Source organism: Streptomyces sp. NPDC001401, from assembly GCF_042895385.1.
In the GTDB taxonomy this organism is placed as follows: domain Bacteria; phylum Actinomycetota; class Actinomycetes; order Streptomycetales; family Streptomycetaceae; genus Streptomyces.
This window is the reverse complement of the sequence record NZ_JBIAWI010000001.1, coordinates 240,800-266,007: the sequence shown is the minus strand read 5'-3', so window position 1 is coordinate 266,007 and position 25,208 is coordinate 240,800. Positions and strand designations below refer to the sequence as shown.

Genomic DNA, 25,208 nt, shown 5'->3' with positions numbered 1-25,208 from the left:
ACACTGGTGCCTTCGTGCCCCAGTCCAAGGAGAGGATCATGCCCAGACTCCCGCACCTGGTCGGTACCACCACGGCCGCCGTCGCCTTAGCAGTGCTCGCAACCGCTCCTGCGTCCGCAGACGAGCTGACTGTGTCCCAGCCCCGCATCGTCGCCCACTTCGACCTCGCCGCAGGGCAGTCGCCCGAGAACATCACCGTCGAGCCCGACGGCTCCGCCGACCTGACCTTCGCCTCCGCCCGGCAGGTCGCCCATGTCACCCGGGACGGGAAGACGTCGATCCGTGCGACCCTGCCCGACGAGCCGAACCCGAACACCCCCGTCCTGAAGGCCGCGACCGTCTTCGGCATCGCCCGCGCCCACGACGGCACGCTCTACGTCGACTACGCCACCGGCACCGGAAAGACCGGCATCTGGCGCATCGCACCCGACGGCGGCGCGCCCCGGCAGATCGCGCAACTGCCGACCACCGCACTGCCCAACGGCCTCGCCCTCGACGAGCGCCACGGCGTGCTCTACGCCGCCGACTCGGCGCAGGGCATCGTGTGGCGGGTTCCGCAGGCCGGGGGCACGCCGACCGTGTGGGCCAAGGACACCGCCCTCGACCCGGTCCCCGTCACGGGCGCCGGCTTCGGTGCCAACGGTGTGAAGGTCCACGGCGGTGCCGTATGGGTGTCCAACAGCGACCGGGGCACACTGCTGCGCATTCCCGTACGGCCGAACGGCTCCGCGGGCGCGGTGGAGACCCGGGCCACCGGGCTCGACCACATCGACGACTTCACGTTCGCCGAACCGTACGGCGACACCGTCCTCGCGGCCCTGATCGGCGACAGCGAGGTCGTCGAGGTGCGACCGGACGGCACCCACTCCGTCGTCCTCACGCAGGGCGACGGGCTGTCCAACCCGACCTCCCTGGCCGTGTGCGGCAGCACGGTCTACGTCAACAGCGCCGCGTACTTCACCCAGCAGGACCCGAACCTGCTCCTCGCCCATCTGGACGACTAGCGAGCCCTGCGGCGGGGCGTGCTCTCCTGGGGCGCGCCCTGCCGGCGCCGTCACTGCCCCAGCCGCACCCACACCGGCGCATGGTCCGACCCCGGCTTCCCCCGTCGGTCCGCCGGATCCGGTCCCACCGACGGCAGCCGCAGCGTCCCGTCGCCCGGAAGGCCCGTCCCCGCCGCCGACACCCGCCGGACCAGGCGGTGGCTGACCAGGATGTGGTCGATCAGTTCGCGGCGCCCGGAGTTGACGCGGGAGTAGCGCTGCTCGGCGGGGATCAGCGGGGCCACGTCCCACAGCCGTTCCGCATCGCCCTGGTCGGGCCGGTCGTAGCCCGGTGTGCCGATCTCCGAGCCGGGCGGGCCGAGCAGGATCTGGGTGGTCGCCGCCTGCACCTCGTCGTTCATGTCACCCAGTACGGCGACGTCCCGTTCGCGGCCGTCCCCGGCCAGCAGGTCGCCGGCCAGCGCCCGCAGGGTCGTCGCCTCGGCGGCCCGCCGGTAGAGGGCGTAGGCGCCGTAGCGGGCCCGTTCGCCCTCGTCATGGGGGAAGAAACGGTTTCCCGGATACGTCAGCAGCTTCGACTTGAGGTGGGCCACGGCCACCCGCAGCGGGCCGAAGTCCGTCGCGACCTCGACCGCCAGGAAGCCGCGCCCCGCCGCCGACACCTGCGCACCCGAGTCGTCCTCCTGCACGGGCCGCAGCTTCGCCGGGAACGCGTTCGTGTCGGCCACCACCTCCACCGCCGTACGGCTGAGGAAGCCGACCCGGATGCCCCGGCCGTCCGGGTGCCCGGACAGCGCGACATGCCAGTCGCCGTCCAGCATGCCGACCAGGTCGTCCAGCGCCTCGGGTTCGCCGACCTCCTGCACGCCGAGCAGTGCCGGGTCGAGCTCCGTGATCACGGCGGCGAGGGAGGCGAGCTTCGTCTCGTAGGCGGCCTTGTCCTTGGGCCCGAAGGGGCTGCCGGGCCGGTACAGGTTCTCCAGGTTCCAGGTGCCGAGGAGCATGCCGGGCCCCTTTCAGAAGCCGTGCGGCGAGCTGTGGTGAGGACAGGGTCCCCGAGACCGGCCGTTTCCGCGACCGGGCGGGACAGGATGTGCGGTTCGGCTCACGCCGCCGGACGACCGCGTCGTACGTTGGCGGCATGACCGACTCTCCCGCCGACCTCGTCATCACCGGATGCACCGTCCTCGTGCACGACGACCAAGAACGGGTCGGTTTCCAGGAGGACGCCGCCGTCGTCGTACGGGACGGGGCCGTCGAATCGGTGACGGCCGCCTCCGCGGTGGAGCACCTCGCCGCGACCGAGCGCATCGACGCGCGCGGCCAGATCGCCATGCCCGGCCTGATCAACTGCCACACCCATGCGCCGATGGTCGCGCTGCGCGGCGTCGCCGAGGACCTGCCCACCGAGGAGTGGTTCAACGACGTCGTCTGGCCCGTCGAGTCCAACCTCACCGAAAAGGATGTGGAGTTGGGCGCGCGGCTCGCCTGCGCCGAGATGATCCGCGGCGGCGTCACCTGCTTCGCGGACCACTACTTCGCCATGGACGCGGTCGCCGCCGTCGTCGAGGAGTGCGGCATCCGGGCCCACCTCGGGCAGGCGTACTTCTCCTCCCAGGGCCCTCAAGGCCGGGAGAAATCCCTGGAGTTCGCGCTACGACACCGGGACGGCGCCGGCGGCCGCATCACCACCGCCCTCGCCCCGCACGCGCCCTACACCGTCGACGACGCCGACCTCACCGCCACCGCCGAACTCGCCCGCAAACACGGCCTGCCCGTCCACATCCACGCCGCCGAGAACCGCGACCAGACCGAGGTCAGCCTCGACCGCCACGGCGTCACCCCGATCGAGGTCCTGCAGCGTACCGGCATCCTCGACACCGACGTCCTGATCGCGCACGGCACCGGCATCGTCGAGCGCGACCTGCCCGTCCTCGAAAGCGCCACCGGCCGCGTCTCCGTCGCCACCGCGCCCCGCGGCTACCTCAAATTCGCCTGGCCCACCACCACTCCGGTCCGCGCCCTGCACGACATCGGCGTCCCCGTCGGGCTCGCCACGGACGGTGCCGCCTCCAACAACTCCCTGGACGTGTGGGAGTCGATGGCGCTCACCGCCCTCATCCAGAAGCAGACCACCGGCGACCCGCGCTGGCTGACCTCCCGTCAAGCCCTGCACCACGCAACGCTGCAGAGCGCCCGGGCGGTCGGCCTCGGCGGCACCCTCGGCGCCCTCGCCCCCGGCCGGCGGGCGGACATCGTCCTCGTCGACCTCACCGGCCCGCACACCCAGCCCGTCCACGACCTCGCCGCCACCCTCGTGCACAGCGCCCGCTCCTCCGACGTACGGACGACGATCGTCGACGGGCGGGTACTGATGCGGGACCGGCAGCTGCTCACCCTCGATGTCCCGACGGTCGTACGGGAGTTGGGGGAGCGGATGCCCGCACTCCTCGACCGCGGCCATGGCCGCCGGATCCAGGATTACAAGACCTAGAAACCAGCCCTGAACAAGCGCTTTGGCGCCAACCACTGGTGACCGGGCAGTCGCACTGAGTGGTTTCACGCTACACAGGAAGGCCGGGACGTACTCGTCTGAGGGAGGTCGGCCGGTGGAGCTCTCGATCGATGTAGCGGTGCTGCTCGCTGTTGTCATCTTCGTGCGAGCACGCCGCAAGCCGCTGGCCCGAAGCCGTTCCGACGCGTGGCTGACCGTCTTTCTCGCCCTGGCCTTCGGCGTGCTGATCGCCCCGACCACCTTCGGCCAGGGCGTCTTCCACGTCGTCGGTCAACTCGCCCAGGGGATAACGCAGTCGACGAACCCCTGAGCCCCGGCCCCCTACGCTGAACCCCATGGATCCCGCCGACGGCCTCCTCGACCACCCCTACGACGTCTACCGGCGGCTGCGCGACACCGCGCCCGTGCACCGCATCGCCGGACCGGACGGTACCCCCGCGTGGCTCGTCACCCGCTACGACGACGTACGGGCGGCCCTCGCCGACCCACGGCTCTCGCTCGACAAACGGCATGCCACCGCGGGCACCTACAAGGGCTTCTCCCTGCCGCCCGCGCTCGACGCCAATCTCCTCAACATGGACCCGCCCGACCACACCCGCATCCGCCGCCTGGTCGGCCGCGCCTTCACCACCCGCCGCATCGAGCAGCTCCGCACACCGATCCGCCGCACCGCCGACCGACTCCTCGACGCGCTCGGCCCGCACGGCACCGCAGACCTGATCGCCGCCTACGCCGCGCCCCTGCCCATCATCGTCATCTGCGACCTGCTCGGCATCCCGGACCAGCACCGCCTCGACTTCCGCGTCTGGACCGACACCCTCGTCGCCCCGGATCCGGCTGCGCGCCCCGAGGCTGCCAAGGAAGCGGTGGTGGCCATGCTCGGCTACTTCACCCGGCTCCTCGCGGACAAGCGCAGCCACCCCGCCGACGACCTGCTCTCCGACCTGATCGCCGTGCGCGAGGAGGGCGACCGGCTCAGTGAGGACGAGCTGATGTCCCTCGCCTTCCTCATCCTCTTCGCCGGCTACGAGAACACGGCCCAGCTCATCGGCAACGCCGTGCTCGCCCTGCTGCAACACCCCGAGCAGCTGGCCGACCTGCGCAAGGACATGACCCAACTCCCCGCCGCAGTACAGGAGTTCCTGCGCTACGAAGGCCCCGCGCTGCTCGCCATCCGGCGCTTCCCCGTCGAGGACGTGACCATCGGCGGCGTCACCGTCCCCGCCGGCGAAACGGTCTGGGTGTCCCCGGCCGCCGCCCACCGCGACCCCGCCCGCTTCCCCGACCCGGACCGCCTCGACCTGACCCGCGACGCCTCCGGCCACCTCGCCCTCGGCCACGGCATCCACTACTGCCTGGGCGCACCGCTGGCCCGCGCGGAGACCGAGATCGCTCTGGCCGCCCTCCTGGAGCGCTTCCCCGAACTCGCGCTCGCGGACGGAGACCTGCGGTGGCGCCGCTCCCTGCGCGCTCGCGGACTGACGGCGCTCCCGGTGACGTACTGAACTCTCGGAAACCGGAAGACCTGCGGAAGACCTCAGAACACGCCGCCCCCGGCACCGACGTTCTGCCCCGTCACCCAGCGAGCCTGAGGGCCGGCGAGGAACACGGCCACGTCCGCCACATCACCCGGCGCGCCGACCCTGCCGAACGGCGACATGCCGGCCGCCACCTCGCGGTCCCGGTCCGGCAGCAGGTCGGTGTCGGTGAAGCCGGGTGAGATGGCGTTCACGGTGATGCCCCGGGGGCCCACTTCCCTCGACAGCACCCGTACGAACTGCTCGACCGCCCCTTTGCTGCCCAGATAGAGAGACGTATCCGTGAAGAACATCTTCGTCCCGCCGGTGGACGTGACGATGATCCGGCCACCGTCCCGCAGCCGGCGTGCGGCCTCGCGCAGCGTGAAGAACACGCCCTTGGTATTGGTGTCGAAGATCCGGTCGTAGTCCTCCTCCGTGCACTCCGCCAGCGGCTTGACGAGCGCGTCGGCGGCGTTGGCGACCACGATGTCCGGGGAGCCGAGTGCCTTCTCCGCCTCGTCGAACAGGCGCAGGACCTCGGCCGGGCGGGACAGGTCCGCCCCGATCGCGACCGCGGTGCCGCCCTCCTCGGTGATCGCCCGCACCGTCTCGCGGGCCCGGTCCTCGCTGTTGACGTATCCGACCGCGACCGCCGCGCCGTTCGCGGCGAGCCCGGCGGCGATCGCGCGGCCGATGCCCCTGGAGGCTCCGGTCACGATCGCGGTCTTGCCCTCAAGCCTTCCTTCAAGCCTTCCTGCAATTCGATCAGGCACGGTCCGGCTCCTCCCGGCATCTTCCGTCGACAATCTTCCGCGGCAGCGATGAGTTCCGCCCTCACCTCCAGTCACTACCCGGAACGGACCGTTTAACAGAAGGGGCACAGGAGGGGCCATGTCGCTTCCGGAGATCGTCTCGCGCGAGCAGTGGCGTGCCGCACGCGAGGAACTGCTCGCCAAGGAGAAGGCGGCCACGCGCGCGCGTGATGCGCTCAATGCCGAGCGGCGCAGGCTGCCTATGGTCGAGGTGCACAAGGAGTACGTCTTCGAGGGCGGCGACGGAAAGGCCACCCTGCCCGACCTGTTCGAGGGGCGGCCCCAGCTTGTCGTCTACCACTTCATGTTCGCGCCCGAGTGGGACGCCGGCTGCCGCAGCTGCTCGGGCTTTCTCGACCAGATCGGGCATCTGGCGCATCTGAGGGCACGGGGGACGACCTTCGCGGCCGTCTCCCGGGCCCCGTACACGAAGATCCTGCCGTTCAAGGCACGGATGGGGTGGACGGTGCCCTGGCACTCCTCGTACGGCAGCGACTTCAACCGCGACTTCGGCGTGACCCTGGAGCACGAGGGGGAGTGGGTCGAGCGGCCCGGCGTCAGCTGTTTCCTGCGGGACGGGGAGCGGGTCTTCCACACCTACTCGACGTACGAGCGCGGTCTGGACGGGCTCGGCTCGACCACCAGCTTCCTGGACCTGACCGCGCTGGGCCGGCAGGAGGAGTGGGAGGAGCCCAAGGGGCGCGCGTCCTCGCTCGGGGCGCCCGCGGGCAGCGAGCGGGTCCGGTATCACGACGAGTACGAGGAATGAAACAGAAAGTAGTCGATATGTGGCGGGGATCTTCACTAAGTGACCGGATCCTCACACTCCGCGGTGAACGAGTGTCAACTACGTCTCAGTCCGGCAACTGAGCGAGGCGTTCGGCCCCTGGAAGGCGTTAACTCCTACAAGTACGACGCTTTCTGGAGGTGCAGGATGGTGAACGGGCGAACAGTGCTCGAACGCTTTCCCGCGGGCGGGCCGCGGGGATCGTGGCCGGCGGAGGAGTTCGCGCATGCGCGGCGCCTGGAAGGGCTGGCCGCCGAGGTCGTCATGGACCTTGCGACGGACGCGTTCCTGGTAGTGGTCCGCAGCGAGGCGACCGCCGACGCGGTCGCCTGACCGGTCCGCAGCGGCGTCGGCTCATCCCGCCTTCGGCACCGGCGCCGTGAACTGCTCGGCCTGGAGCGAGTACAGCTCCGCGTAGATACCGCCGCTCGCCAGCAGCTCGTCCGGGGTGCCGGACTCCGCGAGGCGGCCCTGGTCGAGAACGTGCACCAGGTCCGCGTGGCGCACCGACGCCAGCCGGTGGGTGATCAGGACGACGGTCTGCCCGGCCGAGGCCAGGGCACGGATCTTCTCGAAGACCTCCAGCTCGGCCCGCGCGTCCAAGGCCGCCGTCGGCTCGTCCACGACCAGGATCCGGCCGCGCCGGTAGGCGGCCCGCGCAACGCCGAGCCGCTGCCACTGACCGCCGGACAGCTCGTGGCCGCCGCTGAACTGGCGGGCCAGCAGGGTGTCCAGGCCGCGCGGCAGATCGGCCACCACGTCCTCGGCGCCGGCCTCGGCGAGCGCGGTGGTCATGCGCTCCTCGGTGAGGGGTGCCGAGGAGCGGCCGATGGCCACGTTGACCCGGGCCGTGAACGGCCAGCGCTTGAAGTCCTGGGCCACCATCGCGACCCGTTCGGCGAGCTGGTGCCGGTCCGCGGTCGCCGCGTCGACACCGTCCCACAGGATCCGGCCCCCGTCCGGCTTGTACAGGCCCGCGAGCAGCTTGATCAGGGTTGTCTTGCCGGAGCCGTTCTCACCGACCAGCGCCACGATCCGGCCCAACGGGAGGGTGAGCGTGACATCGTCGAGAGCGGGACGGGCGGACTCGCCCGGGTAGCTGAACGTGACGTTCTCGAAGCGGATCTCCCGCGGGTCCTCGGGCAGCGGGGCCCCGCCGACCGGGATCGCCCGCTCGGCCGCCTCGACGTACAGCTTCTGCAGATCGCCCACGAACAGGGCGTCCTCGTGGAGCGAGTTGACCGCCACGACCAGGTTGTCCAGGCTCGACGAGCCCGTCCGGATCGCGATCACCGCCGTACCCGCCACGGACAGCGCCATCGCCCCGGCGAGCAGCAGCCCGCCGAGCGTCGCATACGTCGCCACGTTCGCCAGGCCCGTCCAGGCCGCCGCGATCAGCCCGGTGCGCGCCGCCAGCCGGGCCAGCCGCGCCTGCTCGGCCTCCGCCGTCTCCGACATGGCGTGATAGTGCCGCAGCAGAAAGGGGCCGACACCGTGCACCCGGATCTCGGGCGCCGCGGCCGGTTCGGTGAGCAGGCCGCTGAGCAGATAGCCGGCCCGGGCGTGCTGCACCCAGGTGTGCCAGGACTCGTAGCGCCGCCGGGCGTTCGTCAGCGCGCTCCACGCGGTCGGCAGCGTCATCGTCGCGAGCAGCGGGAGCAGCACGGGGTGCAGCACGGTCAGCACGCCCGCCGCCGCGATCAGCGAGATCAGCGCGCTCACCACGCGCGTGGAGTACGAGATCATCCGCCGCGCCGATCCGGCGCCGTACTGCGCGGTGTCCAGCAGCTTGTGGAAGGCGTGGTCCTCGATCGCGGCCAGCTCCACGGCCGCCGCCCGCTCCAGATACAGCTCGGTCGCGACCCGCTCCACCTTGGGCTCAAGGCGTCCGGTCGCATACGTCGACGCACCCCTGAGCACCGCTCCGAGCAGGGCCACGGCGGCCATGGCGGCCAGCACCGGGACGGCATCGCGCAGCCGGTCCCCGATCGAACCGCCGCTGATCAGCCGCCCCAGCACGCTGTTCATGGCCAGCAGGCTCACCGCCTGCGCCGCACCCCGGCCCACCTCGGCCGCCAGCACGATCCGCGCCGCCCGCCGGTCGGCCTGCCAGGCCAGCCGGAAACTCGACCCCAGCAGGGCCGGCAGCCGCGTCACCATCGCCCGGAAGTTCAGCTCCAGAAACGCGTCCCGGTGCTGGTTCCAGCCCAAGTCGTAGCGCAACGGCCCGCCGAAGAGCAGCCGTTCCGACTCGGACACCTCGGGCGTGCCCTCGCCGCGCCCCTTGTCCCGCCCACCCGAGCGCTGTGCTTTCCCCCGCCCACCCGAGCGCTGTGCTTTCCCCCGCCCACCCGAGCCCTGCGTCTTCTCCCGCCCACCCGAGCCCTGTGATTCCGCCACCGTCGGCCTCCCCCGATCCACGTCGACGAACGGCCACTATCTCGGGGCCGGGTCCTTCGGGGGAGAGCGCATGTCGGAGAGGGGCGAGCGCGCGGGCGTACGCCCTGCAAGGACGCGATGTTTACGCAATCACGGCGGTCATGCGACGGCCGGCCGTGACCACGTCGGGGTCGTCCCCGTCACCCGGCACAGCGCCAGGTACAGCGGGATCGGCGGGGTGTAGGGGAGTGTGCCGGCCGGCCGGTGGATGAGGTCGGGGACCGCCGGGGCGTCCGGAACTAGCGCCCCGGCGGCGTACTGCGCGGGCGTCGGCCACTCGAGTGCGTAGTCGGAGTCGGACGGGACGAGCCACCACCAGTGCGCCGCATCGGCGTACACGCACCCCACGCGCGGCAGCCGGGACAGCACCGGCGGGCCGAAGCGGGCGGGTATCGCCACCGCGTCGCAGCCCATCGGGGCCGTCATACCGTCCGGCACGGGCAGCCGCCGGGGCGTGCCCGGCGTGTGCAGTCCGCGCCGGAGGCGGACCAGCGTGTCCAGGCTCAGCACCCGGCCGCCGGACGCAGCCCTCACCGCCATGCGGCCCCCGTCCCGTGGTGCCCCTGCCGTGTGTCCCGACCGTGTGCCGCGGCCGCCTCGTCCTCGTCGCCCGAACCGCCTGCCGGGCCCGGCTTGGGCCTGGCTCCCCAGCCCAGGTCGTTGCAGGGCCCGCAGTCATGGTGGGGACCGGCCGGGAGCACAGCCTTGCGCGGCAGCTCCGCCCAGACCAGCAGCCCCGGACCGTGCTCATGGGCGCCCCATGCGTCGCAGAGCGCGTCGATGAGGAGCAATCCCCTCCCGTGCTCCTCCTCCGGTCGCGCCCGCGACGCATGGGGCGCGCCCGGAGAGCAGCCCTCGTCACGTACGGCTATGCGCACCAGTTCGTCGCCGTCGTGCAGCTCGCAGACGATGTGGCTGCTCGCCGTGTGCACAAGGGCGTTGGTGACCAGCTCGGAGATGACCAGAGCCGCGGTGTCGCAGATGTCCTCGCACACCGACCAGACGTTCAGCCGGGCCCTCGTCAGACGTCTGGCCTGCGCGGGAGAAGCCGGGTGTGCGGCCAGCTCGAAGCGGAACCGGCGCTCGGCAACGGCCCCGTCAGGGCGTGCACCAAGGCTGTGGGGGCGGCCTTCGGCGGCGTCTGTTCCTAAGGGCGCGGACGGAATCACGCTTGCCACTATCGCCCCGGCGTGAACACTTGGCAAGTGTCACTCTGAAATTTGCAGAGTGCCTGTGACGTTGTGGAAGGCCGTGGCACACTGCTCGCAACAGCACGTCAAGCGGCGCCAGTTGGGATCAACGAAGACCCGTACGAAACCGTACAGATCTTCGAATAGGTCTTCGAATGGCGCCGTATGGCTGTCAGCATGCTTTTTTGGATTCTCAGCGGCCACGGGAGGTGGAGGGTGAGCGAACCGCGGTCCGCGCCGACGGTCGGTCAAGTCGTCCTCGGCCGCCGTCTGTTGGACCTGCGGGAGCACGCCGGCCTCAAGCGCGAGGAAGCCGCCCGCGTCCTCCGTGTCGCCCCCGCCACCGTCCGCCGCATGGAGATGGCCGAGGTCGCCCTCAAAATCCCGTACCTCCAGCTGCTCCTGAAGTCCTACGGCGTCTCCGACGAGGAGGCCGAGGTCTTCGTGCGGCTGGCCGAGGAGGCCAACAAGCCCGGCTGGTGGCAGCGGTTTCACGACATCCTGCCCGGCTGGTTCTCCATGTACGTCAGCCTCGAGGGCGCCGCGAGCCTCATCCGCTCCTACGACCCCCACTTCGTCCCCGGCCTGCTGCAGACCGAGGACTACGCCCGCGGAGTCCTGCGGTCGGGCGCGATCGGCCAGACCAGCCCCGACGACATCGAGCGCCATGTCGCCCTGCGCATACAACGCCAGGAACTGCTCACCCGTCAGGACGCGCCGCGCTTCTGGGCCGTCATGGACGAGACCGCGCTGCGCCGCCCGGTCGGCGGCCCGGAGGTGATGCGTGCCCAGATCGACAGACTGCTCGAGGCCACGAAGCTGCCCAACGTGACCGTGCAGGTCGCGCCCTTCGCGGGCGGGCCGCACCCCGGCACGTACGGGCCCTACGTGCTGTTCCGATTTGCCATGTCAGAACTGCCGGACATGGTCTACAGCGAGTACCTGACCGGCGCCGTCTATCTCGACGCGCGCGCCGAGGTGGCGGCCCACCTCGAGGTCATGGACCGCATGGCGGCGCAGGCCGCTACGGCACATCGCACGAAGGAGATCCTCGAGGATCTCCGCAAGGAGCTGTGAATGGATCGCATCAAGCCGCGCAAACACGTCTACAACGGCATGCCCGCGCGGGAGTTGGGCAGCGAGGGCTGGCTCAAGCCGTGGAGCGGCGGCAACGGCGGCAACTGCCTGGAGGCGATGAAGCTCGCCGACGGCCGGATCGCCGTCCGCCAGTCCACCGACCCGGACGGGCCGGCGCTGATCTACACCACCGACGAGATGACGGCGTTCATCGAGGGTGCCAAGGCGGGGGAGGCGGACTTCCTGCTGTCATGACGTGTTGTCGTTTTAAAGTGATGAATCGTCAATTAATGGTTGGGATCGACACCGGCCCGCCGCTGTCCGCCTGCGGCGGCAGCACCCCGCACAGTGCCTCCAACGCCGCCCCGTACGCATGCTCGGAGGGCGTCGCGTACCCCACGACCAGACCGTCCTGGGCCGCCATGTCCGTTGTCGGGTGCCGGAATTCGGCCAGCCCGTCCAGTGCGATGCCCTGCCAGGCGGCGGCTTTGACGGCGGACCGTTCCGTGCCGGGTGGCAGTCGCAGCACCGCGTGCAGCCCCGCCGCGACCCCGGTGACCTCGATGTGCGGGGCGTGCGCGGCGAGCGCCGCGACGAGGCGGTCGCGGCGGCTCCGGTAGCGCTGCCGCATGCGCCGCACATGACGGTCGTACGAGCCGGAGACGATGAAGTCGGCAAGGCTCAGCTGGTCGAGGACGCTCGCCCACGCCTCGCGCTCGCCCTTGGCCGCCAGCACGCCGTCGACGTACCGCCCGGGCAGCACCATCCAGCCCAGCCGCACGGCCGGCGAAAGGCTCTTGCTGACCGAGCCGAGGAGGATCACCCGCTCGGGGTCCAGCCCCTGGACCGCCCCGACGGGCCTGCGGTCGTAACGGAACTCCCCGTCGTAGTCGTCCTCCACCACCACCCCGCCACGCGCGCGTGCCCAGTCGACCACCGCGGCCCGGCGCTCCGCGTGCAGCGGTCCCCCGGTCGGGAACTGGTGCGCGGGCGTGAGCAGGACGGCCCGCTCCCGCGCCAACCGGTCGACGCGTGCGCCCTGTTCGTCCAGGGGGAGCGGTACGGTCCGCACGCCCGCGGCCGTGAGCAGCTCCCGGTGGAACGGCAGCCCGTACGCCTCCACGGCCAGCGGCCCGGTCAGAACCCGGTCCCGGCCGCCGAAGAGCAGCCGCAGTCCGTGCGCGAAACCGGAGCAGATCACGATCCGGTCCGGCTCGGTGCGTACACCACGCGCGCGTGCCAGATACTCCGTGAGCGCCTCCCTCAGCTCGATCCGGCCGGCGGGATCACCGGGACCGAACACCTCGTTGGGCGCCTGCTGCAGGGCCCGCCGATAGGACGCGAGCCAGGCCGCACGGGGGAACGCGGACGCGTCCGGGGTGCCCTGGCGCAGATCGTGGCGAGGGCCACGGGCGCGTGGAGGTGACTTTCTCGGTGCCCGCTCCGCATGGCGCAGAGGTTCGGCACGGTCTGCCACCCGGGTGCCCGAGCCCTGACGGGCGGTCAGCCAGCCCTCCGCGACGAGTTCCGCGTACGCGTCGGCCACCGTGTTGCGGGCGACACCGAGGTCGGCGGCGAGCGAGCGATACGGGGGCAGCCGGGTGCCGGGAGCGAGCCGCCCATCGCGTACGGCCTCGCGCAACGCCCCGATGAGCGCGGCACGCCGCCCCCCTGCCTCGGCCAGCTCGAGATGCAGGTCCGCCCCGATCCGCTCAGCGGAATTGACCCATGTTTTCGCCATGAAAATGCACCCTAACGTGGGTCTTTCTACTGCGTAGGTTGAAGCACATGACGACGAACACGGTGAACACGACGAGCACGACGGACATCCCCGTAGCCGCGGCTGTGGCCGAAAAGACCCGCCTGGACTTCGCGAAGTCCGCCCCGAAGGTCTTCCGCGCCCTCATCGGCTTCGACGCCGCCGCCCGCGAGGGCCTCGACCCGGCCCTCGTGGAACTGATCCAGATCCGCGCCTCGCACCTCAACCACTGCGCCTACTGCCTGCACATGCACACGGGCGACGCCCGCAAGGCCGGCGAGAGCGAGGACCGGCTGCACATGGTGGCCGTCTGGCGCGAGGCCCGCCACTTCTTCACCGAGCGGGAACAGGCCGCTCTCGCCCTCACGGAGGCGGTGACGCTGGTGGCCGACGGCGGCGTCCCGGACGAGGTCTACGCGCAGGCCACGGCCCACTTCGACGAGCAGGAACTGGCCCATGTGCTCGCCCTGATCCTCACGATCAACACCTGGAACCGGGTGGCGATCTCGACGGGCAAGGTGGCGGGTACGGACGAGCGGCGCCGTCAGGACGGGCCGACGGTTTCTACACCGTCATCGGGCGGTCGTACGGCCCAATAGGCGCCGGGAGCTGCGAACTCCCCGTCAGATAACGGTCGACGGCCGCCGCCACCGCCCGCCCCTCCGCTATCGCCCACACGATCAGCGACTGCCCCCGTGCGGCGTCCCCGGCCGCGAACACGCCGGGCACGTTCGTCGCGAACCCGGCGTCCCGGGTGATCGTCCCGCGAGGCTCCATCGACAGCCCCAGCTGGTCGACGAGCCCGTCCTCCCGGTCGGGTCCGGAGAAACCGAGCGCGAGCAGCACGAGGTCGGCGGGGAGCGTCCGCCCGGTGCCCGGCAGCGCGCGGCGCGCCGCGTCCACCTCGACCAGGTGCAGCGACCGCACATGCCCGCTCTCGTCGCCGGTGAAGCGGAGCGTGGACGCAGCGAACAGCCGCGCGTCCGCGTCCGCCGCCGGCGCCGTCTCCAGATCCCGGGCCTCCTCGTGCGCGGCCGACAGCCGGTAGATCTTCGGGTACGTCGGCCAGGGCTCGGCGTCCTCGTCGCGCTCGGCGCCGGGCTGGGCGTAGATGTCCAACTGCGTGACGGACGCGGCCCCTTCACGCACCGCGGTCCCCAGACAGTCCGCCCCCGTGTCACCGCCGCCGACGATGACGACGTGCTTCCCGGCGGCGGACATGGGGGAGGACTCCAGGTCCCCTTCACGCACCCGGTTGGACAGCGGCAGATACTCCATCGCCTGCTGTATCCCGGCCAACTCCCGCCCTGGTACGGGTAGTTCGCGCCACGCGGTTGCCCCCGTCGCGACCACCACGGCGTCGTACCGCGCCCGCAGGTCCGCCGCCCCGATGTCCCGCCCGACCGCCGTCGACGTACGGAACTTGGTCCCCTCGGCCCGCATCTGCTCCAGCCGCCGGTCGAGATGGTGCTTCTCCATCTTGAACTCGGGGATGCCGTACCGCATCAGCCCGCCGAGCCGGTCGTCCTTCTCGTACACGGCGACCGTGTGCCCGGCCCGCGTCAGCTGCTGTGCCGCCGCCAGCCCTGTCGGCCCCGACCCGATCACCGCGACGGTCCGCCCGGACAGCCGGTCCGGCGGCCGCGGCGGTGCGAACCCCAGCTCCCAGGCCCGGTCGGCGATGGCGACCTCGACGTTCTTGATGGTGACCGCGGGCTGGTTGATGGCGAGCACACACCCCGCCTCGCACGGCGCGGGACACAACCGCCCCGTGAACTCGGGAAAGTTGTTCGTGGCATGCAGCCGGTCGGCCGCCTGCCGCCAGTCGTCCCGGCTGACCAGGTCGTTCCACTCGGGGATCAGATTGCCGAGCGGACAGGCTTCGTGGCAGAACGGGATGCCGCAGTCCATGCAGCGGTCCGCCTGCTTGTTGATGATGGGCAGCAGCGCCCCGGGGACGTAGACCTCGTCCCAGTCCCGGACCCGCTCCTCGACCGGACGGCGAGGCCACTCCCGGCGAGGCGTGGTCATGAATCCCTTGGGATCGGCCATGGCCGGCTTCCTTGCCTACGCGTACGGCGAGCCGTGCGTCATCGGGCGGCACTCTTTCGGCCACGATACGACTCCCCGGCCATCTGCGCAGAGGGGACGGACAGCGCTTTCCGCCCCACCCTTCTCAGGATTCTGCCAGCGCCCGCCCGGAATCTCTCAGCGCCCTCTCAGCTCTCTCAGGTCAGCGCCAGCACATACGCCACCGCCGAGCCGGCCGAGGCGACCATCCGCACGTGATTCCAGAACGTCCACTCGCGTATGTACGACGGCCAGTACGCGGCCGCTTCCGGGGTGCCGGGGTCCAGCTTGGCCAGCGCATCGTTGCGCGGCACGTTCGCGACCATGGTCACCCCGAACGAGCCGAACAGATACAGCGCGCTGCCCACCAGCAGCGCCACCCTCCCGTCGTCCGGCCACAGCACGAACGTCACCACGGCGAGCACCGCGCACAGCACTGCCGACCCCACGAACACGAGCATGAACGCCGGCATCACCGCGGTCACGTTGATCGCGTTCATCGCGGCCACGCCCTGCGCGGGCGGCAGCTCGGCGAGCCCCCTCATCACGAACGTCGAGAAGCCGCAGAAAACCCCGGCCACCAGGCCGGTCCCGAGCACACCCAGCACCGTCAGCCAGAAATACGGTCCATCGATCATGTCGTCAACTCCCGCGTCGAGCCGAGATCTTCCCCGGCACCTCCCGTCACCACAAGTGAATTCCCGTACGAGCACAGTGACCATGGCCGAAGAACGCGGGCACATGCGCGAGCGTCCAGCCATGATCCAGCGGTCGGCGGTCGCGAATACCACACCGGCCCGCCGCCTGCCGCCCGATCTCCCTTCGCCGGCGGACCCGGGCTTATCGCCACGGGATCCGTGCCTTGTGCCAATGCGCCTGGGTCTGTCGCCAGCGGTTCAGTGACTTCTTCCGACGGGCCCGGATCCTTTTCCGACGGGCCCGGGTCTTTCGTCAATGGGCCACGGCACCTCGTCAACCGATCCCGCTCCTTCGCCAACGGACCCCCACCTTGCGTCAACGGCTCCCGCCCTTTGCCCATCGATCTCGGCTTTCCTCCAACTGATCTCGGCTTTCCGCCGACAGCCCTTCGCCAGCAGGCCGCGGTCCTCCGTCAAAGGTCCCCCGCTTTGCGTCAACGGCCCTCGCCCTTCGCCAACTGATTGCGGTCTTTCGTCCACCGGCCTCGGTCTTTCGTCCACCGGCCTCGGTCTTTCGTCGGCCGACGCCGGTCCTTCGTCAACGGTTCCCTGCTTTGCGTCAACGGCCCCGCGCCCTTCGCCAACTGACCGCGGTCTTTCGCCCACCGGCCTCGGTCTTTCGTCGGCCGACGCCGGTCCTTCGTCAACGGTTCCCTGCTTTGCGTCAACGGCCCCGCGCCCTTTGCCACCTGATCTCGGCCTTTCGCCAACCGAGCTCGGCCTTTCGCCAACCGACCCCGGCCCTCCATCAACGGCCCCGGCCTTTCGTGGACCGGCCCTGTCTTCCATCAACGGCTCCCGCCTTCATGGACCGACCTCGTCCACCTTCAACGGCCCCCGGCCTCTCGCGGATCGACCCGTCTTTCTTGTCAACGGACCCCGCCCTTCGCCCCCTGCCCACGGCCTTCCGCCAACGGGCCCGGCCTTTTGCCGACCGATTCCGCCCGTCGCCGACAGCCCCTCGCCCTTTGTCAACCGACCCCCGCCGCTTCCGATCGCCAGCCCCGCAGCACCGTCTCCACCGCCGCCCCGATCCGTCGCCGGGCCTCGTGCCGCGGTACTCCGCTCATCAGCAGCTGGTCGTACGGCGTGTCCATATGCCGTACGGACGCCGCGACCGCCGAGGCCACCGCCCCCTCGGACAGTGCCCGCCCCGCAGCGCTCCGGCCCACCCGCCCGCTGCCCCGCACCGATGCGTGCGCCGCGATCGCCCGGGCCCGCTCCGCCGGGCAGCCGGGAAACAGCCGTCGTATCTCCGCCGCGAACGCCTCCGTGAACCGCAGGTCCTCCGCGACCCGCCGCCGGGCGTCCCGTACCCGGCGCCGCCGCCGCGCCTCCGCGTCCGCCAGGCACCGTTCCTCGGCCCGGGCGAGCCCCGTCTCCTCGACCAGGACGCCCTGCCGTTCGTACCGCGACTTGCGCCGGTTGAAGCGCACCACGACCGCCGACAGCGCACTCTCCTCCCGCGACCGCCGTGTCAGTGCCGTGTCGCCGCGCGGCAGAAACACCAGGTGCCCGAGGTCGGCACAGTCGAGACACCGAGGCGCCCCCTCCTCGAGCACGAGCAGCGGCAAGGGCCCCGCATGACACTCTCCGCAGTGCCGTCTCTTGAGCGGCTGGAAGACGACAAGCCCGGTGCGGGGTGCAGGAGTTGCAAGACGTGCCATAGGTGTTTCCTTCCCCCCGACGGCACTCCGGACTACCGCGAAATCACGCCCTCTGCTCCTTCGCCGTCCGCCCCTCCGCCGCGCCGTCCTTCCGCCCGTGCGAGGCGCATCCCGGTCGACGGCTGACGCATCATGGGCCATGTGCGACTCGAAGCGATCACCTGGGACCGGCTCGGCGACCTCCTGGCCGAGCGTCTGCTCCACCTCAAGCCGACCGACGGCGGCGCCTGGCCCCGTATCGCCTTCGACGGAGCCCCGGCGGCCCGTCCGGGAGACCTCGCCGAGCGCGTTGCCGAGGCCCTGCGCGTACGCGGCCGCCCCTCGCTGACCGTCGGCGCGGAGGGCTTCCTGCGGCCGGCCTCGCTCCGCCTCGAGTACGGCCACCAGGACGTCGACGCCTATTACGACGGCTGGTTGGACACCGGCGCCCTGTGGCGCGAGGTGTTCGGCCCCCTCGAACCCGGCGGCGACGGACGCGTCCTGCCCGACCTGTGGGACCCGGTCACCGACCGCGCCACCCGCACTCCCTACGCCCAACTCCCGCCCGGCGGCGTCCTGTTGCTGCACGGCCCCCTCCTGCTGCGCCACTGGTTCCCCTTCGACCTGACCGTCCACGTCCTCCTCTCACCCGGCGCCCTCCGCCGCCGCACCCCCGAGGCCGACCACTGGACACTCCCCGCCTTCGAGCGCTACGCGGACGAGACCGACCCGGCCGGCACGGCCGACGTCCTTGTACGGGCCGACGACCCACGCCATCCGGCATGGAGGGGCTGATCGTTGGAGTGGCTGATCGTTGGAGGGTCCGATCGGCCAGTGAGCCCGATCGGCAAGCCTCTTTTATATGCACGTGCATATAGCTACTCTGGGCCCCATGACGACCTCCTCGAGTACTCCCGTCCCTTTCGCCGACTCCGTCCGCACCCTTCTCGACGGCAAGAACTTCGCCAGCGTCGCCACCCTCGGCCCCGACGGCGCCCCGCAGAACTCGGTGGTCTGGATCAAGCGCGAGGGCGACACCGTGCTCTTCTCCTCCACCGGCGGACGCCAGAAGGTGCGCAACCTCCGCCGCGACCCCCGCATCAGCCTCTCGGTCTTCGACCTCGCCGACCCCTACACCTCGGTCGAGATCCGCGGCACCGCCGAGATCCTTCCCGACGAGGGCAAGAGGCTCCCGTACGAGCTCTCGCACAAGTACCTCGGCATCGACCCGCCCGGCGAGAAGGACGACGAGGTCCGCGTGATCATCCGCATCGTCCCGCGGAAGATCGTGGGCTTCTCGGCCTGAGATGTCCGAGGTGTCCGAGGCGTCCGTGGTGTCCGAGGTGCCTGCGGTGTCTGGGTGGCTCTCTCCGGCTGCCCGTTACCGCAGAGTTCCGGGTGCACGGGTCGGGCCGCGCGGCGAGAATGTAGGGCGCCGGGACTAGCGGTGCGTTCCCGCGCCGCGCCGGCCGTCCGGCACCGGGAGGTACTCCATGACCACCGCCTCAGACATCATGCACCGTGGCGCCCAGTGGATCCCCGCCCACGAGACACTGGACCGCGCGGCCCAGCTGATGCGCGAACTGAACGTCGGAGCCCTGCCCATCAGCGACCAGAACGAGCGGCTCTGCGGCATCCTCACCGACCGTGACATCGTCATCGGCTGCGTGGCCATGGGCCACGACCCGGCCAAGGTCACCGCCGGCGAGATGGCCCACGGCACCCCCCGCTGGATCGACGCGAACGCCGACGTCGGTGACGTGCTCCGGGAGATGCGGGACCACCAGATCCGCCGGCTCCCCGTCATCGAGAACAAGCGGCTGGTCGGCATGATCAGCGAGGCCGACCTGGCCCAGCACCTGACGGAGGAGCAGATCGCCGACTTCGCCCACAGCGTGTACGCGCGGGGCACGACGCGCTGACCCGCCCGACGGAGCGCCTCACAGCCAGCCGCTGCGCCGGAAACCGCGGTACAGCATCAGGCACGCCACCGACATCACGCCTATGACCAGGGGGTATCCGAACCTCCAGTGCAACTCCGGCATGTGATCGAAGTTCATGCCGTACACACCGCAGACCATCGTCGGTACGGCGATCACCGCGGCCCAGGCCGTGATCTTCCGCATGTCCTCGTTCTGCGCGACCGTGACCTGGGCGAGATGGGCCTGCAGGATCGAGTTCAGCAGCTCGTCGAAGGAGGCGATCTGCTCCTTCGCCCGCATGAGGTGGTCGAGGACGTCCCTGAAGTAGGCCTGTATCTCCGGGTCGACCACCCGGATCGGCCGGGTCGCCAGGTCCTCGATGGGGCGGCCGAGGGGGACCACGGCCCGCTTCAGCTCCAGGAGTTCACGCTTGAGCTGGTAGATCCGGCCGGGGTCCGCCCGCGCGCCGTTCTGCGCGAACACGTCCATCTCCACCTGGTCGATGTCCGCCTGCACCGAGTCGGTGACGAGCAGATAGTCGTCGACCACATGGTCCGCGATCGCGTGCAGCACCGCGGCCGGCCCTTTCGCGAGCTGCTGCGGGTCGGCCTCCAGGCCCTCGCGCAGCGGGCCCAGCGAACCATGCATCCCGTGCCGGACCGTGATCACGAAGTCCTCGCCGACGAACACCATGATCTCGCCGGTGTTCACCACCTCGCTGGTCGCCGTCAGCTCCTCGTGCTCGACGTAGCAGACCGTCTTGAACACCGCGAACAGCGTCTCGCCGTACCGCTCCAGCTTCGGGCGCTGATGGGCCTCGACCGCGTCCTCCACCGCCAGTGGATGCAGGTCGAAGAGCTCGGCGATGCCCGCGAACTCCTGGTCCGTCGGCTCGTGCAGCCCCAGCCACACAAACCCGTCACCTTTCTTCCGCACCCGCTCCACGGCGTCGACCAGATCACTGCCTCCGGGCACCCGCACGCCGTCCCGGTACGTCACACAGTTCACCACCGAGGAGCCCAGCGGGGAGCGGGCCGGGTGACTCAGGTCGACGCGTGGTCGCCGCCTGGCCAGCCGTGCCACCTTGCGCAGGCCGCCGACCCTGCTGAGGTGCGTGACCTTGCGCAGATTCCCTGCCATGGACATCTGGATCTCCTTGCGTGGATCTCCGGGCTCGATGCGCGGTTCGCGGTTCGCCCCCGTGGTGAGCCACCCGCCTGTGCCTTGACGCGCAAGTTTGCCAGGTCTGTGTAAGGGGCGGGTGAGCCTGTGGGAGCAGGGCATTCCGCTTGGTTCCCGCCTGTGGGCGAAGGGGTCCGCCAACGGAACGTCTGCCCAACTCGCCGTAGGTGAGTCGTCGACCGCTTCCGGCAAGCCGGGCAACTGGGATGATCGCGTCATGAAGCGACCCGACGGGTATCTCCTCGACAACCGGCAGACCGAGGCGGGAGAGCGCTTCGATGCCTTCGCCACCCTCTTCGACCCCACCACCTTCCGGCACCTCGAAGCGGTCGGCATCGGCTCCGGCTCGCGCTGCTGGGAGGTCGGCGCGGGCGGCACCTCCGTGGTGTCCTGGCTGGCCGGGAAGGTCGGCCCGACCGGACAGGTCGTCGCCACCGACATCGACACGTCCCTGCTCGCCTCCGTGGCCCGCCCGCCGGTGGACGTACGCGTCCACGACGTGGGCGCCGAGGAACCGCCGGGCGAGGGTTTCGACCTGGTGCACGCCCGGCTGGTCCTCGTCCATGTGCCCGACCGCGAACGGGCGTTGCGGTCGATGATCAAGGCCCTGCGCCCCGGCGGCCGGCTCCTGATCGAGGACGCCGACCCCGCCCTGCAGCCCCTGGTCTGCCCCGACGAGCACGGCCCCGAGCAGCGACTCGCCAACCGTCTGCGGCACGGCTTCCGCCGGCTGCTCGCCGACCGTGGCGCCGACCTCTCCTACGGCCGCCGCCTGCCACGCCTGCTCCGCGAGGCCGGTCTGCACAGCGTCGAGGCCGATGCCTACTTCCCCCTCACCTCTCCGGCCTGCGCCGCCCTCGAGTCGGCCACGATCCGCCAGATCCGCGACACCCTCGTCAAGGCGAACCTCGCCACGAACGAGGACATCGACCGCCACCTGGCGAACATCGAAGCAGGCGGGATGGACCTGGCCACGGCCCCGATGATCTCGGCGTGGGGGATCAAGGCGTAGCCCGTCCGGTCCCTCAGCTCCGGCGATCTTGCATCGGGCAGCTCCGGGCAGCTCCAGGCTGCTCCGGCCGGCTCGGGGTAGACCCTTGCGGCCCGTGGGAGACAGCATCAGCCTGAAGAACATGACGGACAACACGACACGTCTCGACCATGTCGTCCTGTGGGTACACGACCCGGTCACCTCGGCCGACTTCTACGAGAAGGCGGTCGGGCTGCGCCCCCTGAGGGTCACCGAGTTCTCCGCGGGAAAGGCATCCTTCCCCTCGGTGCGGCTCAACGACGAGACCATCCTCGACCTCATGCCCCACTCCATGGCGGAGCACATGAAGATGCTCCCCGGCGCCGCCGACAGCGCGGGCCACCCCGTCAACCATGTCTGCCTGGCCCTGCCCGGCGACGACTTCGACGCCCTGCACAGCCGCCTCGAGGAACGCGCCGTCCCCGTCTCCGAGTTCTCCTACGACTCCTACGGCGCCCGCGGAAAGGCCAGGCGCAGCTTCTACTTCCGCGACCCGGACGGAAACGTCTTCGAAGCCCGGCACTACGACTAGCAGCGGGCACCCAGTAGCGGGCCCGGAAACGAGGGTGCGGAAAGGGGGTGCCCGCACGTGTACGTGTGGGCACCCCCTGTTCCTGCTGTTGTCCTGTGTTTCTTCCGCCTGTGTTTCTTCTTTTCAGGACTCAGACGGGTCGTACGCCGTTCAGCGCCCCGTGCGGATCGAGCACGTACTTGCGGCTGGCGCCCTGGTCGAACTCGGCGTAACCGCGCGGTGCGTCCTCCAGGCCGATGACGGTCGCGTTGACCGCCTTGGCGATGTGCACGCGCCCGTGCAGGATCGCCATCATCAGGGCTCGGTGGTACTTCATCACCGGGCACTGTCCGGTCGTGAAGTGGTGGCTCTTGGCCCAGCCGAGTCCGAGCCGCACCTTCAGCGTCCCGGACTTCGCGTCCTCGTCGATCCCGCCGGGGTCGTCCGTGACATACAGCCCGGGGATGCCAAGGGCACCACCCGCGCGCGTGATGCCCATCAGCGAGTTGAGGACCGTCGCGGGCGCCTCGGGGGCGTCCTTGCCGTGGGCCCGGGCCTCGAAGCCGACCGCATCGACCGCCGCGTCCACCTCGGGCTCCCCGAGGATCTGCGCGAGCTGCTCCTCGACGCTGCCCTGCGAGACGTCGACGGTCTCGCAGCCGAAGCTCCGTGCCTGCGCAAGGCGTTCGGCATTGAGGTCGCCGACGACGACCACGGCGGCGCCCAGCAGCTGCGCCGACGCGGCCGCCGCGAGCCCGACCGGGCCCGCCCCGGCGATGTACACCGTCGAGCCGACCCCGGCGCCCGAGCTCACCACGCCGTGGAAGCCGGTCGGGAAGATGTCCGACAGCATGGTCAGATCGAGCAGCTTCTCGCGCGCCTCGTCCCGGTCCGGGAACCTCAGCAGGTTGAAGTCCGCGTACGGGACCATGGCGTACTGGGCCTGACCGCCGACCCAGCCGCCCATGTCGACATAGCCGTACGCCGCCCCGGGGCGGGCCGGGTTGACGTTCAGACAGATGCCGGTCTTGCGCTCCTTGCAGTTGCGGCACCGCCCGCAGGCGATGTTGAACGGTACGGAGACGATGTCGCCGACGTCGATGAACTCGACGTCCGGACCCCGTTCGACGACCTCTCCGGTGATCTCGTGTCCCAGCGCCAGCCCCTCCGGTGCGGTCGTCCGCCCGCGCACCATGTGCTGGTCGCTTCCGCAGATGTTGGTGGCGAGCACCTTGAGGATCACACCGTGCCGGCACTTGCGGCCGACGTTCTCGGGTGCGACCCCCGGCCCGTCCTGGAGTTCAAGCGTCGGGTAGTCGATGGTCCTCACTTCCACCGCGCCCGGCTTGAGATACGCGACTGCCCTGTTTCCGCTCATGCGTGATCGCCGTCCCTTCGGCTCCGAGGCTTCGGATGCCAGTGGCTGTGCGCATGGCGGAGTCTGCTACCGCCTCCGCTTCCCGACCACCCTTCGCGCGCCACCCAGAGCCCGGGTCTCAGAACAGCGGCTCGGGCAGTACCCCCTCCAGCGCGAGCAGCTTGCGCTTCGTCTCCAGACCGCCCCCGAACCCGCCGATGCCCCCGTCGCTCTCCACGACCCGGTGGCAGGGCACGACGACCGGCAGCGGATTGGACCCCATCGCCACCCCCACCGCCTGGGCCGCGCCCGGCTGGCCCACCCGCCCGGCCAGGTCGCCGTAGCCCACGACGGCGCCGTACGGGACGCCGGAGGCCAGTTCGCGCAGCACCTGCCGGTTGAAGCCCGAGATCAGCGACCAGTCCAGCGCCAGTTCGAAGTCGCGCCGCTCGCCCGCGAAGTACGCCCGGACCTGCCGTATCGCCTCGGCCAGCAGCGGCGAGTCGGGTGCCTCGACGGGCTCGCAGCCCAGTCGGGACGCCAGCCGCTCGAGCGCCTTGTCGCGCACCGCGTCCGTGGCGTGGAACACGACGTTGACCAGGCCCTCGCGGGTCGCGGCCAGCAGCAACGGACCGATCCCGGTGCCGACCACCGCCCACACGACCTGCTGTTCGTACTGCCCATCGCTGTCCATGCGCCCACCGTACGACCCGCCACTGACAACGCCCGGGGAACGGGGCTCAGGACGCCTGCAGCGCGGTCCGGACCACGTCGGGCTCGTTGGTGATGATGCCGTCCACGCCGTACCGGGTGACCTGGCGGGCGGTGTCCGCGTCGTTGACGGTCCATGTGAAGACGTTGAGCGGCTTACCATGCGGGCCCGTGAAGTCGTGCACGGCGGCGACGTAACCCGTCGAGATCGAGCCGAACGAGGGATTGATCCCGTCGGTGAAGCCTGCATAGGCGGGCAGGTCCGAGACGCGCGGCGTACCGAGGAAACCCGTCCTGACGGCGGGCTTCAGGTCGTGGACGATCCGCAGGCTGTCCGCGCTGAAGCTCTGCACGATCAGCCGGTCGGCCAGGTGCTGCCGGTCGAGCCAGCCCTCGTTGCCGAGCACCTTCAGGGTCTGCTGTTCGATGCCCGGGTACAGCTCGGGATTCTTGATCTCCAGCAGCAGCTTCTGGTGGTTGTGCTCGACACGGCGCATGTAAGCGTCCAGTGTCGGCACGCGCGCGCCCGCATACCGGGGGCCGAACCAGCTCCCCGCGTCGAGGCGCGCGATCTCGGCCGAGGTGAAGTCCTTCACCTCCCAGGACGTCCGGCAGGGGAAGACCTCCTCGACGTCGGTCGTGCGCTGCAGGCTGTCGTCGTGGATGACGACGAGCTCGCCGTCCTTGGTGCGCTGGACGTCGTTCTCGACCCAGGGGATGCCCAACCGGGCCGCCTTGTCGATGGAGGCCAGCGTGTTCTCGGGCGCATAGGCGGAGGCCCCCCGGTGGCCGATGACCAGGGGTCGTGCGTCGACGTCGCCGGCCCGCGCGGCGGAGCCGGGCAGCAGGAGGGCGGCGGTCCCCAGGAGCGCGGTGGTGATGGCGGCGACTGCGCGCGCGTACATGCGTACTCCTCGTGTCGTATGAACACGGACAGCTCAACTGTGACAGCAGAGCGTCAACGACGGCGGGGTGCAG

General features: G+C 70.7%; 27 protein-coding genes. 14 read left to right on the top strand and 13 right to left on the bottom strand.

From position 1 onward, the window contains the following. Positions 1–38 precede the first annotated feature (38 nt). Positions 39–1,004 (top strand): hypothetical protein, encoded by a 966-nt coding sequence (locus ACFY10_RS01260; protein ID WP_390662926.1) that lies wholly within the window; start codon positions 39–41, stop codon positions 1,002–1,004. A gap of 50 nt (positions 1,005–1,054) precedes the next feature. On the opposite strand, the gene ACFY10_RS01255 is transcribed toward ACFY10_RS01260, so the two are convergent. Continuing rightward, entirely contained in the window at positions 1,055–2,008 is a 954-nt protein-coding gene (locus ACFY10_RS01255; RefSeq protein WP_390662925.1) for an endonuclease/exonuclease/phosphatase family protein, read from the bottom strand. A 137-nt stretch (positions 2,009–2,145) separates the two neighbouring features. On the opposite strand from ACFY10_RS01255, the gene ACFY10_RS01250 reads away from it, so the two are divergent. The 3 genes from ACFY10_RS01250 (at position 2,146) to ACFY10_RS01240 (ending at position 5,024) form a co-directional block, all read left to right on the top strand. Beyond that, positions 2,146–3,498, top strand: coding sequence for an amidohydrolase (locus ACFY10_RS01250; protein ID WP_390662924.1), 1,353 nt, complete (start codon positions 2,146–2,148; stop codon positions 3,496–3,498). A gap of 115 nt (positions 3,499–3,613) precedes the next feature. Beyond that, positions 3,614–3,829, top strand: a complete 216-nt coding sequence (locus ACFY10_RS01245) for a hypothetical protein (RefSeq protein WP_390662922.1) — start codon at positions 3,614–3,616, stop codon at positions 3,827–3,829. Positions 3,830–3,854: 25 nt separating this feature from the next. Further along, the gene (locus ACFY10_RS01240) at positions 3,855–5,024 is read left to right on the top strand and encodes a cytochrome P450 (RefSeq protein WP_390662921.1); all 1,170 of its coding nucleotides are present in this window, start codon (positions 3,855–3,857) and stop codon (positions 5,022–5,024) included. Positions 5,025–5,056: 32 nt separating this feature from the next. Here the strand turns inward: ACFY10_RS01240 and ACFY10_RS01235 are convergent, their stop codons facing one another. Next, the gene (locus tag ACFY10_RS01235) at positions 5,057–5,755 is read right to left on the bottom strand and encodes an SDR family oxidoreductase (protein WP_390662920.1); all 699 of its coding nucleotides are present in this window, start codon (positions 5,753–5,755) and stop codon (positions 5,057–5,059) included. A gap of 175 nt (positions 5,756–5,930) precedes the next feature. Here ACFY10_RS01235 and ACFY10_RS01230 point away from each other — a divergent pair, with 175 nt between their 5' ends. Beyond that, positions 5,931–6,620: a DUF899 domain-containing protein gene (locus tag ACFY10_RS01230; RefSeq protein WP_390662919.1), complete on the top strand. Its 690-nt coding sequence runs from the start codon at positions 5,931–5,933 to the stop codon at positions 6,618–6,620. Between the two features lie 165 nt (positions 6,621–6,785). After that, positions 6,786–6,971, top strand: a complete 186-nt coding sequence (locus ACFY10_RS01225; RefSeq protein WP_390662918.1) for a hypothetical protein — start codon at positions 6,786–6,788, stop codon at positions 6,969–6,971. 21 nt (positions 6,972–6,992) lie between these two features. On the opposite strand, the gene ACFY10_RS01220 is transcribed toward ACFY10_RS01225, so the two are convergent. From ACFY10_RS01220 to ACFY10_RS01210, 3 genes are all read right to left on the bottom strand, one after another. Beyond that, positions 6,993–8,849, bottom strand: a complete 1,857-nt coding sequence (locus ACFY10_RS01220) for an ABC transporter ATP-binding protein (RefSeq protein ID WP_390664109.1) — start codon at positions 8,847–8,849, stop codon at positions 6,993–6,995. A gap of 327 nt (positions 8,850–9,176) precedes the next feature. Beyond that, positions 9,177–9,617, bottom strand: a complete 441-nt coding sequence (locus ACFY10_RS01215) for a hypothetical protein (RefSeq protein WP_390662917.1) — start codon at positions 9,615–9,617, stop codon at positions 9,177–9,179. Further along, the gene (locus ACFY10_RS01210; RefSeq protein WP_390662916.1) at positions 9,608–10,255 is read right to left on the bottom strand and encodes an ATP-binding protein; all 648 of its coding nucleotides are present in this window, start codon (positions 10,253–10,255) and stop codon (positions 9,608–9,610) included. Before ACFY10_RS01210 ends, ACFY10_RS01215 begins: the two co-directional genes overlap by 10 nt. Positions 10,256–10,483: 228 nt before the next feature. On the opposite strand from ACFY10_RS01210, the gene ACFY10_RS01205 reads away from it, so the two are divergent. Together ACFY10_RS01205 and ACFY10_RS01200 are read left to right on the top strand one after the other, a co-directional pair. Next, positions 10,484–11,344, top strand: coding sequence for a helix-turn-helix domain-containing protein (locus ACFY10_RS01205; RefSeq protein WP_390662915.1), 861 nt, complete (start codon positions 10,484–10,486; stop codon positions 11,342–11,344). Beyond that, positions 11,345–11,599 (top strand): DUF397 domain-containing protein, encoded by a 255-nt coding sequence (locus ACFY10_RS01200; protein WP_030933216.1) that lies wholly within the window; start codon positions 11,345–11,347, stop codon positions 11,597–11,599. A 28-nt stretch (positions 11,600–11,627) separates the two neighbouring features. On the opposite strand, the gene ACFY10_RS01195 is transcribed toward ACFY10_RS01200, so the two are convergent. Further along, positions 11,628–13,085: a PLP-dependent aminotransferase family protein gene (locus ACFY10_RS01195; protein WP_390662914.1), complete on the bottom strand. Its 1,458-nt coding sequence runs from the start codon at positions 13,083–13,085 to the stop codon at positions 11,628–11,630. A gap of 47 nt (positions 13,086–13,132) precedes the next feature. Here ACFY10_RS01195 and ACFY10_RS01190 point away from each other — a divergent pair, with 47 nt between their 5' ends. Beyond that, positions 13,133–13,702 (top strand): carboxymuconolactone decarboxylase family protein, encoded by a 570-nt coding sequence (locus tag ACFY10_RS01190; RefSeq protein ID WP_390662913.1) that lies wholly within the window; start codon positions 13,133–13,135, stop codon positions 13,700–13,702. Here the strand turns inward: ACFY10_RS01190 and ACFY10_RS01185 are convergent. The 3 genes from ACFY10_RS01185 to ACFY10_RS01175 form a co-directional block, all read right to left on the bottom strand. Further along, entirely contained in the window at positions 13,668–15,155 is a 1,488-nt protein-coding gene (locus ACFY10_RS01185) for a glutamate synthase subunit beta (RefSeq protein ID WP_390662912.1), read from the bottom strand. The genes ACFY10_RS01190 and ACFY10_RS01185 overlap by 35 nt on opposite strands. A 176-nt stretch (positions 15,156–15,331) precedes the next feature. Continuing rightward, on the bottom strand, positions 15,332–15,811 hold the full coding sequence (locus tag ACFY10_RS01180; RefSeq protein ID WP_390662911.1) for a DUF1772 domain-containing protein: 480 nt from the start codon (positions 15,809–15,811) through the stop codon (positions 15,332–15,334). 1,031 nt (positions 15,812–16,842) lie between these two features. Then, positions 16,843–17,538: a DUF2293 domain-containing protein gene (locus ACFY10_RS01175; protein ID WP_390662910.1), complete on the bottom strand. Its 696-nt coding sequence runs from the start codon at positions 17,536–17,538 to the stop codon at positions 16,843–16,845. A 141-nt stretch (positions 17,539–17,679) separates the two neighbouring features. Between ACFY10_RS01175 and ACFY10_RS01170 the strand changes: the two genes are divergently transcribed. The 3 genes from ACFY10_RS01170 to ACFY10_RS01160 all read left to right on the top strand — a co-directional run bounded on the left by ACFY10_RS01170 (position 17,680) and on the right by ACFY10_RS01160 (position 19,439). Continuing rightward, positions 17,680–18,312 (top strand): uridine kinase, encoded by a 633-nt coding sequence (locus ACFY10_RS01170; RefSeq protein WP_390662909.1) that lies wholly within the window; start codon positions 17,680–17,682, stop codon positions 18,310–18,312. 97 nt (positions 18,313–18,409) lie between these two features. Further along, on the top strand, positions 18,410–18,823 hold the full coding sequence (locus ACFY10_RS01165; RefSeq protein WP_390662908.1) for a PPOX class F420-dependent oxidoreductase: 414 nt from the start codon (positions 18,410–18,412) through the stop codon (positions 18,821–18,823). A 187-nt stretch (positions 18,824–19,010) separates the two neighbouring features. After that, positions 19,011–19,439 (top strand): CBS domain-containing protein, encoded by a 429-nt coding sequence (locus ACFY10_RS01160; protein ID WP_390662907.1) that lies wholly within the window; start codon positions 19,011–19,013, stop codon positions 19,437–19,439. An 18-nt stretch (positions 19,440–19,457) separates the two neighbouring features. On the opposite strand, the gene corA is transcribed toward ACFY10_RS01160, so the two are convergent. Continuing rightward, complete coding sequence (gene corA, locus ACFY10_RS01155) at positions 19,458–20,585, bottom strand: magnesium/cobalt transporter CorA (RefSeq protein ID WP_390662906.1); 1,128 nt, start codon at positions 20,583–20,585, stop codon at positions 19,458–19,460. Positions 20,586–20,838: 253 nt separating this feature from the next. On the opposite strand from corA, the gene ACFY10_RS01150 reads away from it, so the two are divergent. Together ACFY10_RS01150 and ACFY10_RS01145 are read left to right on the top strand one after the other, a co-directional pair. After that, complete coding sequence (locus ACFY10_RS01150; RefSeq protein WP_390662905.1) at positions 20,839–21,633, top strand: methyltransferase domain-containing protein; 795 nt, start codon at positions 20,839–20,841, stop codon at positions 21,631–21,633. 121 nt (positions 21,634–21,754) lie between these two features. Further along, positions 21,755–22,183, top strand: coding sequence for a VOC family protein (locus ACFY10_RS01145; protein WP_390664108.1), 429 nt, complete (start codon positions 21,755–21,757; stop codon positions 22,181–22,183). 130 nt (positions 22,184–22,313) lie between these two features. Here the strand turns inward: ACFY10_RS01145 and fdhA are convergent, their stop codons facing one another. The 3 genes from fdhA to ACFY10_RS01130 form a co-directional block, all read right to left on the bottom strand. Next, a complete protein-coding gene (fdhA, locus tag ACFY10_RS01140; RefSeq protein ID WP_390662904.1) occupies positions 22,314–23,540 on the bottom strand; it encodes a formaldehyde dehydrogenase, glutathione-independent in 1,227 nt (408 codons plus the stop codon). 118 nt (positions 23,541–23,658) lie between these two features. Then, complete coding sequence (locus ACFY10_RS01135; RefSeq protein WP_390662903.1) at positions 23,659–24,213, bottom strand: methylated-DNA--[protein]-cysteine S-methyltransferase; 555 nt, start codon at positions 24,211–24,213, stop codon at positions 23,659–23,661. A gap of 46 nt (positions 24,214–24,259) precedes the next feature. Further along, positions 24,260–25,135: a glycerophosphodiester phosphodiesterase gene (locus tag ACFY10_RS01130; RefSeq protein ID WP_390662901.1), complete on the bottom strand. Its 876-nt coding sequence runs from the start codon at positions 25,133–25,135 to the stop codon at positions 24,260–24,262. Positions 25,136–25,208 lie beyond the last annotated feature (73 nt).

Bases quoted from the DNA above. Each gene is read 5' to 3' on its own strand.
- ACFY10_RS01260 (WP_390662926.1), top strand. From the start codon at position 39: ATGCCCAGACTCCCGCACCTGGTCGGTACCACCACGGCCGCCGTCGCC.
- ACFY10_RS01255 (WP_390662925.1), bottom strand. From the start codon at position 2,008: ATGCTCCTCGGCACCTGGAACCTGGAGAACCTGTACCGGCCCGGCAGC.
- ACFY10_RS01250 (WP_390662924.1), top strand. From the start codon at position 2,146: ATGACCGACTCTCCCGCCGACCTCGTCATCACCGGATGCACCGTCCTC.
- ACFY10_RS01240 (WP_390662921.1), top strand. From the start codon at position 3,855: ATGGATCCCGCCGACGGCCTCCTCGACCACCCCTACGACGTCTACCGG.
- ACFY10_RS01230 (WP_390662919.1), top strand. From the start codon at position 5,931: ATGTCGCTTCCGGAGATCGTCTCGCGCGAGCAGTGGCGTGCCGCACGC.
- ACFY10_RS01225 (WP_390662918.1), top strand. From the start codon at position 6,786: ATGGTGAACGGGCGAACAGTGCTCGAACGCTTTCCCGCGGGCGGGCCG.
- ACFY10_RS01215 (WP_390662917.1), bottom strand. From the start codon at position 9,617: ATGGCGGTGAGGGCTGCGTCCGGCGGCCGGGTGCTGAGCCTGGACACG.
- ACFY10_RS01200 (WP_030933216.1), top strand. From the start codon at position 11,345: ATGGATCGCATCAAGCCGCGCAAACACGTCTACAACGGCATGCCCGCG.
- ACFY10_RS01195 (WP_390662914.1), bottom strand. From the start codon at position 13,085: ATGGCGAAAACATGGGTCAATTCCGCTGAGCGGATCGGGGCGGACCTG.
- ACFY10_RS01190 (WP_390662913.1), top strand. From the start codon at position 13,133: ATGACGACGAACACGGTGAACACGACGAGCACGACGGACATCCCCGTA.
- ACFY10_RS01185 (WP_390662912.1), bottom strand. From the start codon at position 15,155: ATGGCCGATCCCAAGGGATTCATGACCACGCCTCGCCGGGAGTGGCCT.
- ACFY10_RS01180 (WP_390662911.1), bottom strand. From the start codon at position 15,811: ATGATCGATGGACCGTATTTCTGGCTGACGGTGCTGGGTGTGCTCGGG.
- ACFY10_RS01175 (WP_390662910.1), bottom strand. From the start codon at position 17,538: ATGGCACGTCTTGCAACTCCTGCACCCCGCACCGGGCTTGTCGTCTTC.
- ACFY10_RS01165 (WP_390662908.1), top strand. From the start codon at position 18,410: ATGACGACCTCCTCGAGTACTCCCGTCCCTTTCGCCGACTCCGTCCGC.
- ACFY10_RS01160 (WP_390662907.1), top strand. From the start codon at position 19,011: ATGACCACCGCCTCAGACATCATGCACCGTGGCGCCCAGTGGATCCCC.
- corA (WP_390662906.1), bottom strand. From the start codon at position 20,585: ATGTCCATGGCAGGGAATCTGCGCAAGGTCACGCACCTCAGCAGGGTC.
- ACFY10_RS01150 (WP_390662905.1), top strand. From the start codon at position 20,839: ATGAAGCGACCCGACGGGTATCTCCTCGACAACCGGCAGACCGAGGCG.
- ACFY10_RS01145 (WP_390664108.1), top strand. From the start codon at position 21,755: ATGACGGACAACACGACACGTCTCGACCATGTCGTCCTGTGGGTACAC.
- fdhA (WP_390662904.1), bottom strand. From the start codon at position 23,540: ATGAGCGGAAACAGGGCAGTCGCGTATCTCAAGCCGGGCGCGGTGGAA.
- ACFY10_RS01135 (WP_390662903.1), bottom strand. From the start codon at position 24,213: ATGGACAGCGATGGGCAGTACGAACAGCAGGTCGTGTGGGCGGTGGTC.
- ACFY10_RS01130 (WP_390662901.1), bottom strand. From the start codon at position 25,135: ATGTACGCGCGCGCAGTCGCCGCCATCACCACCGCGCTCCTGGGGACC.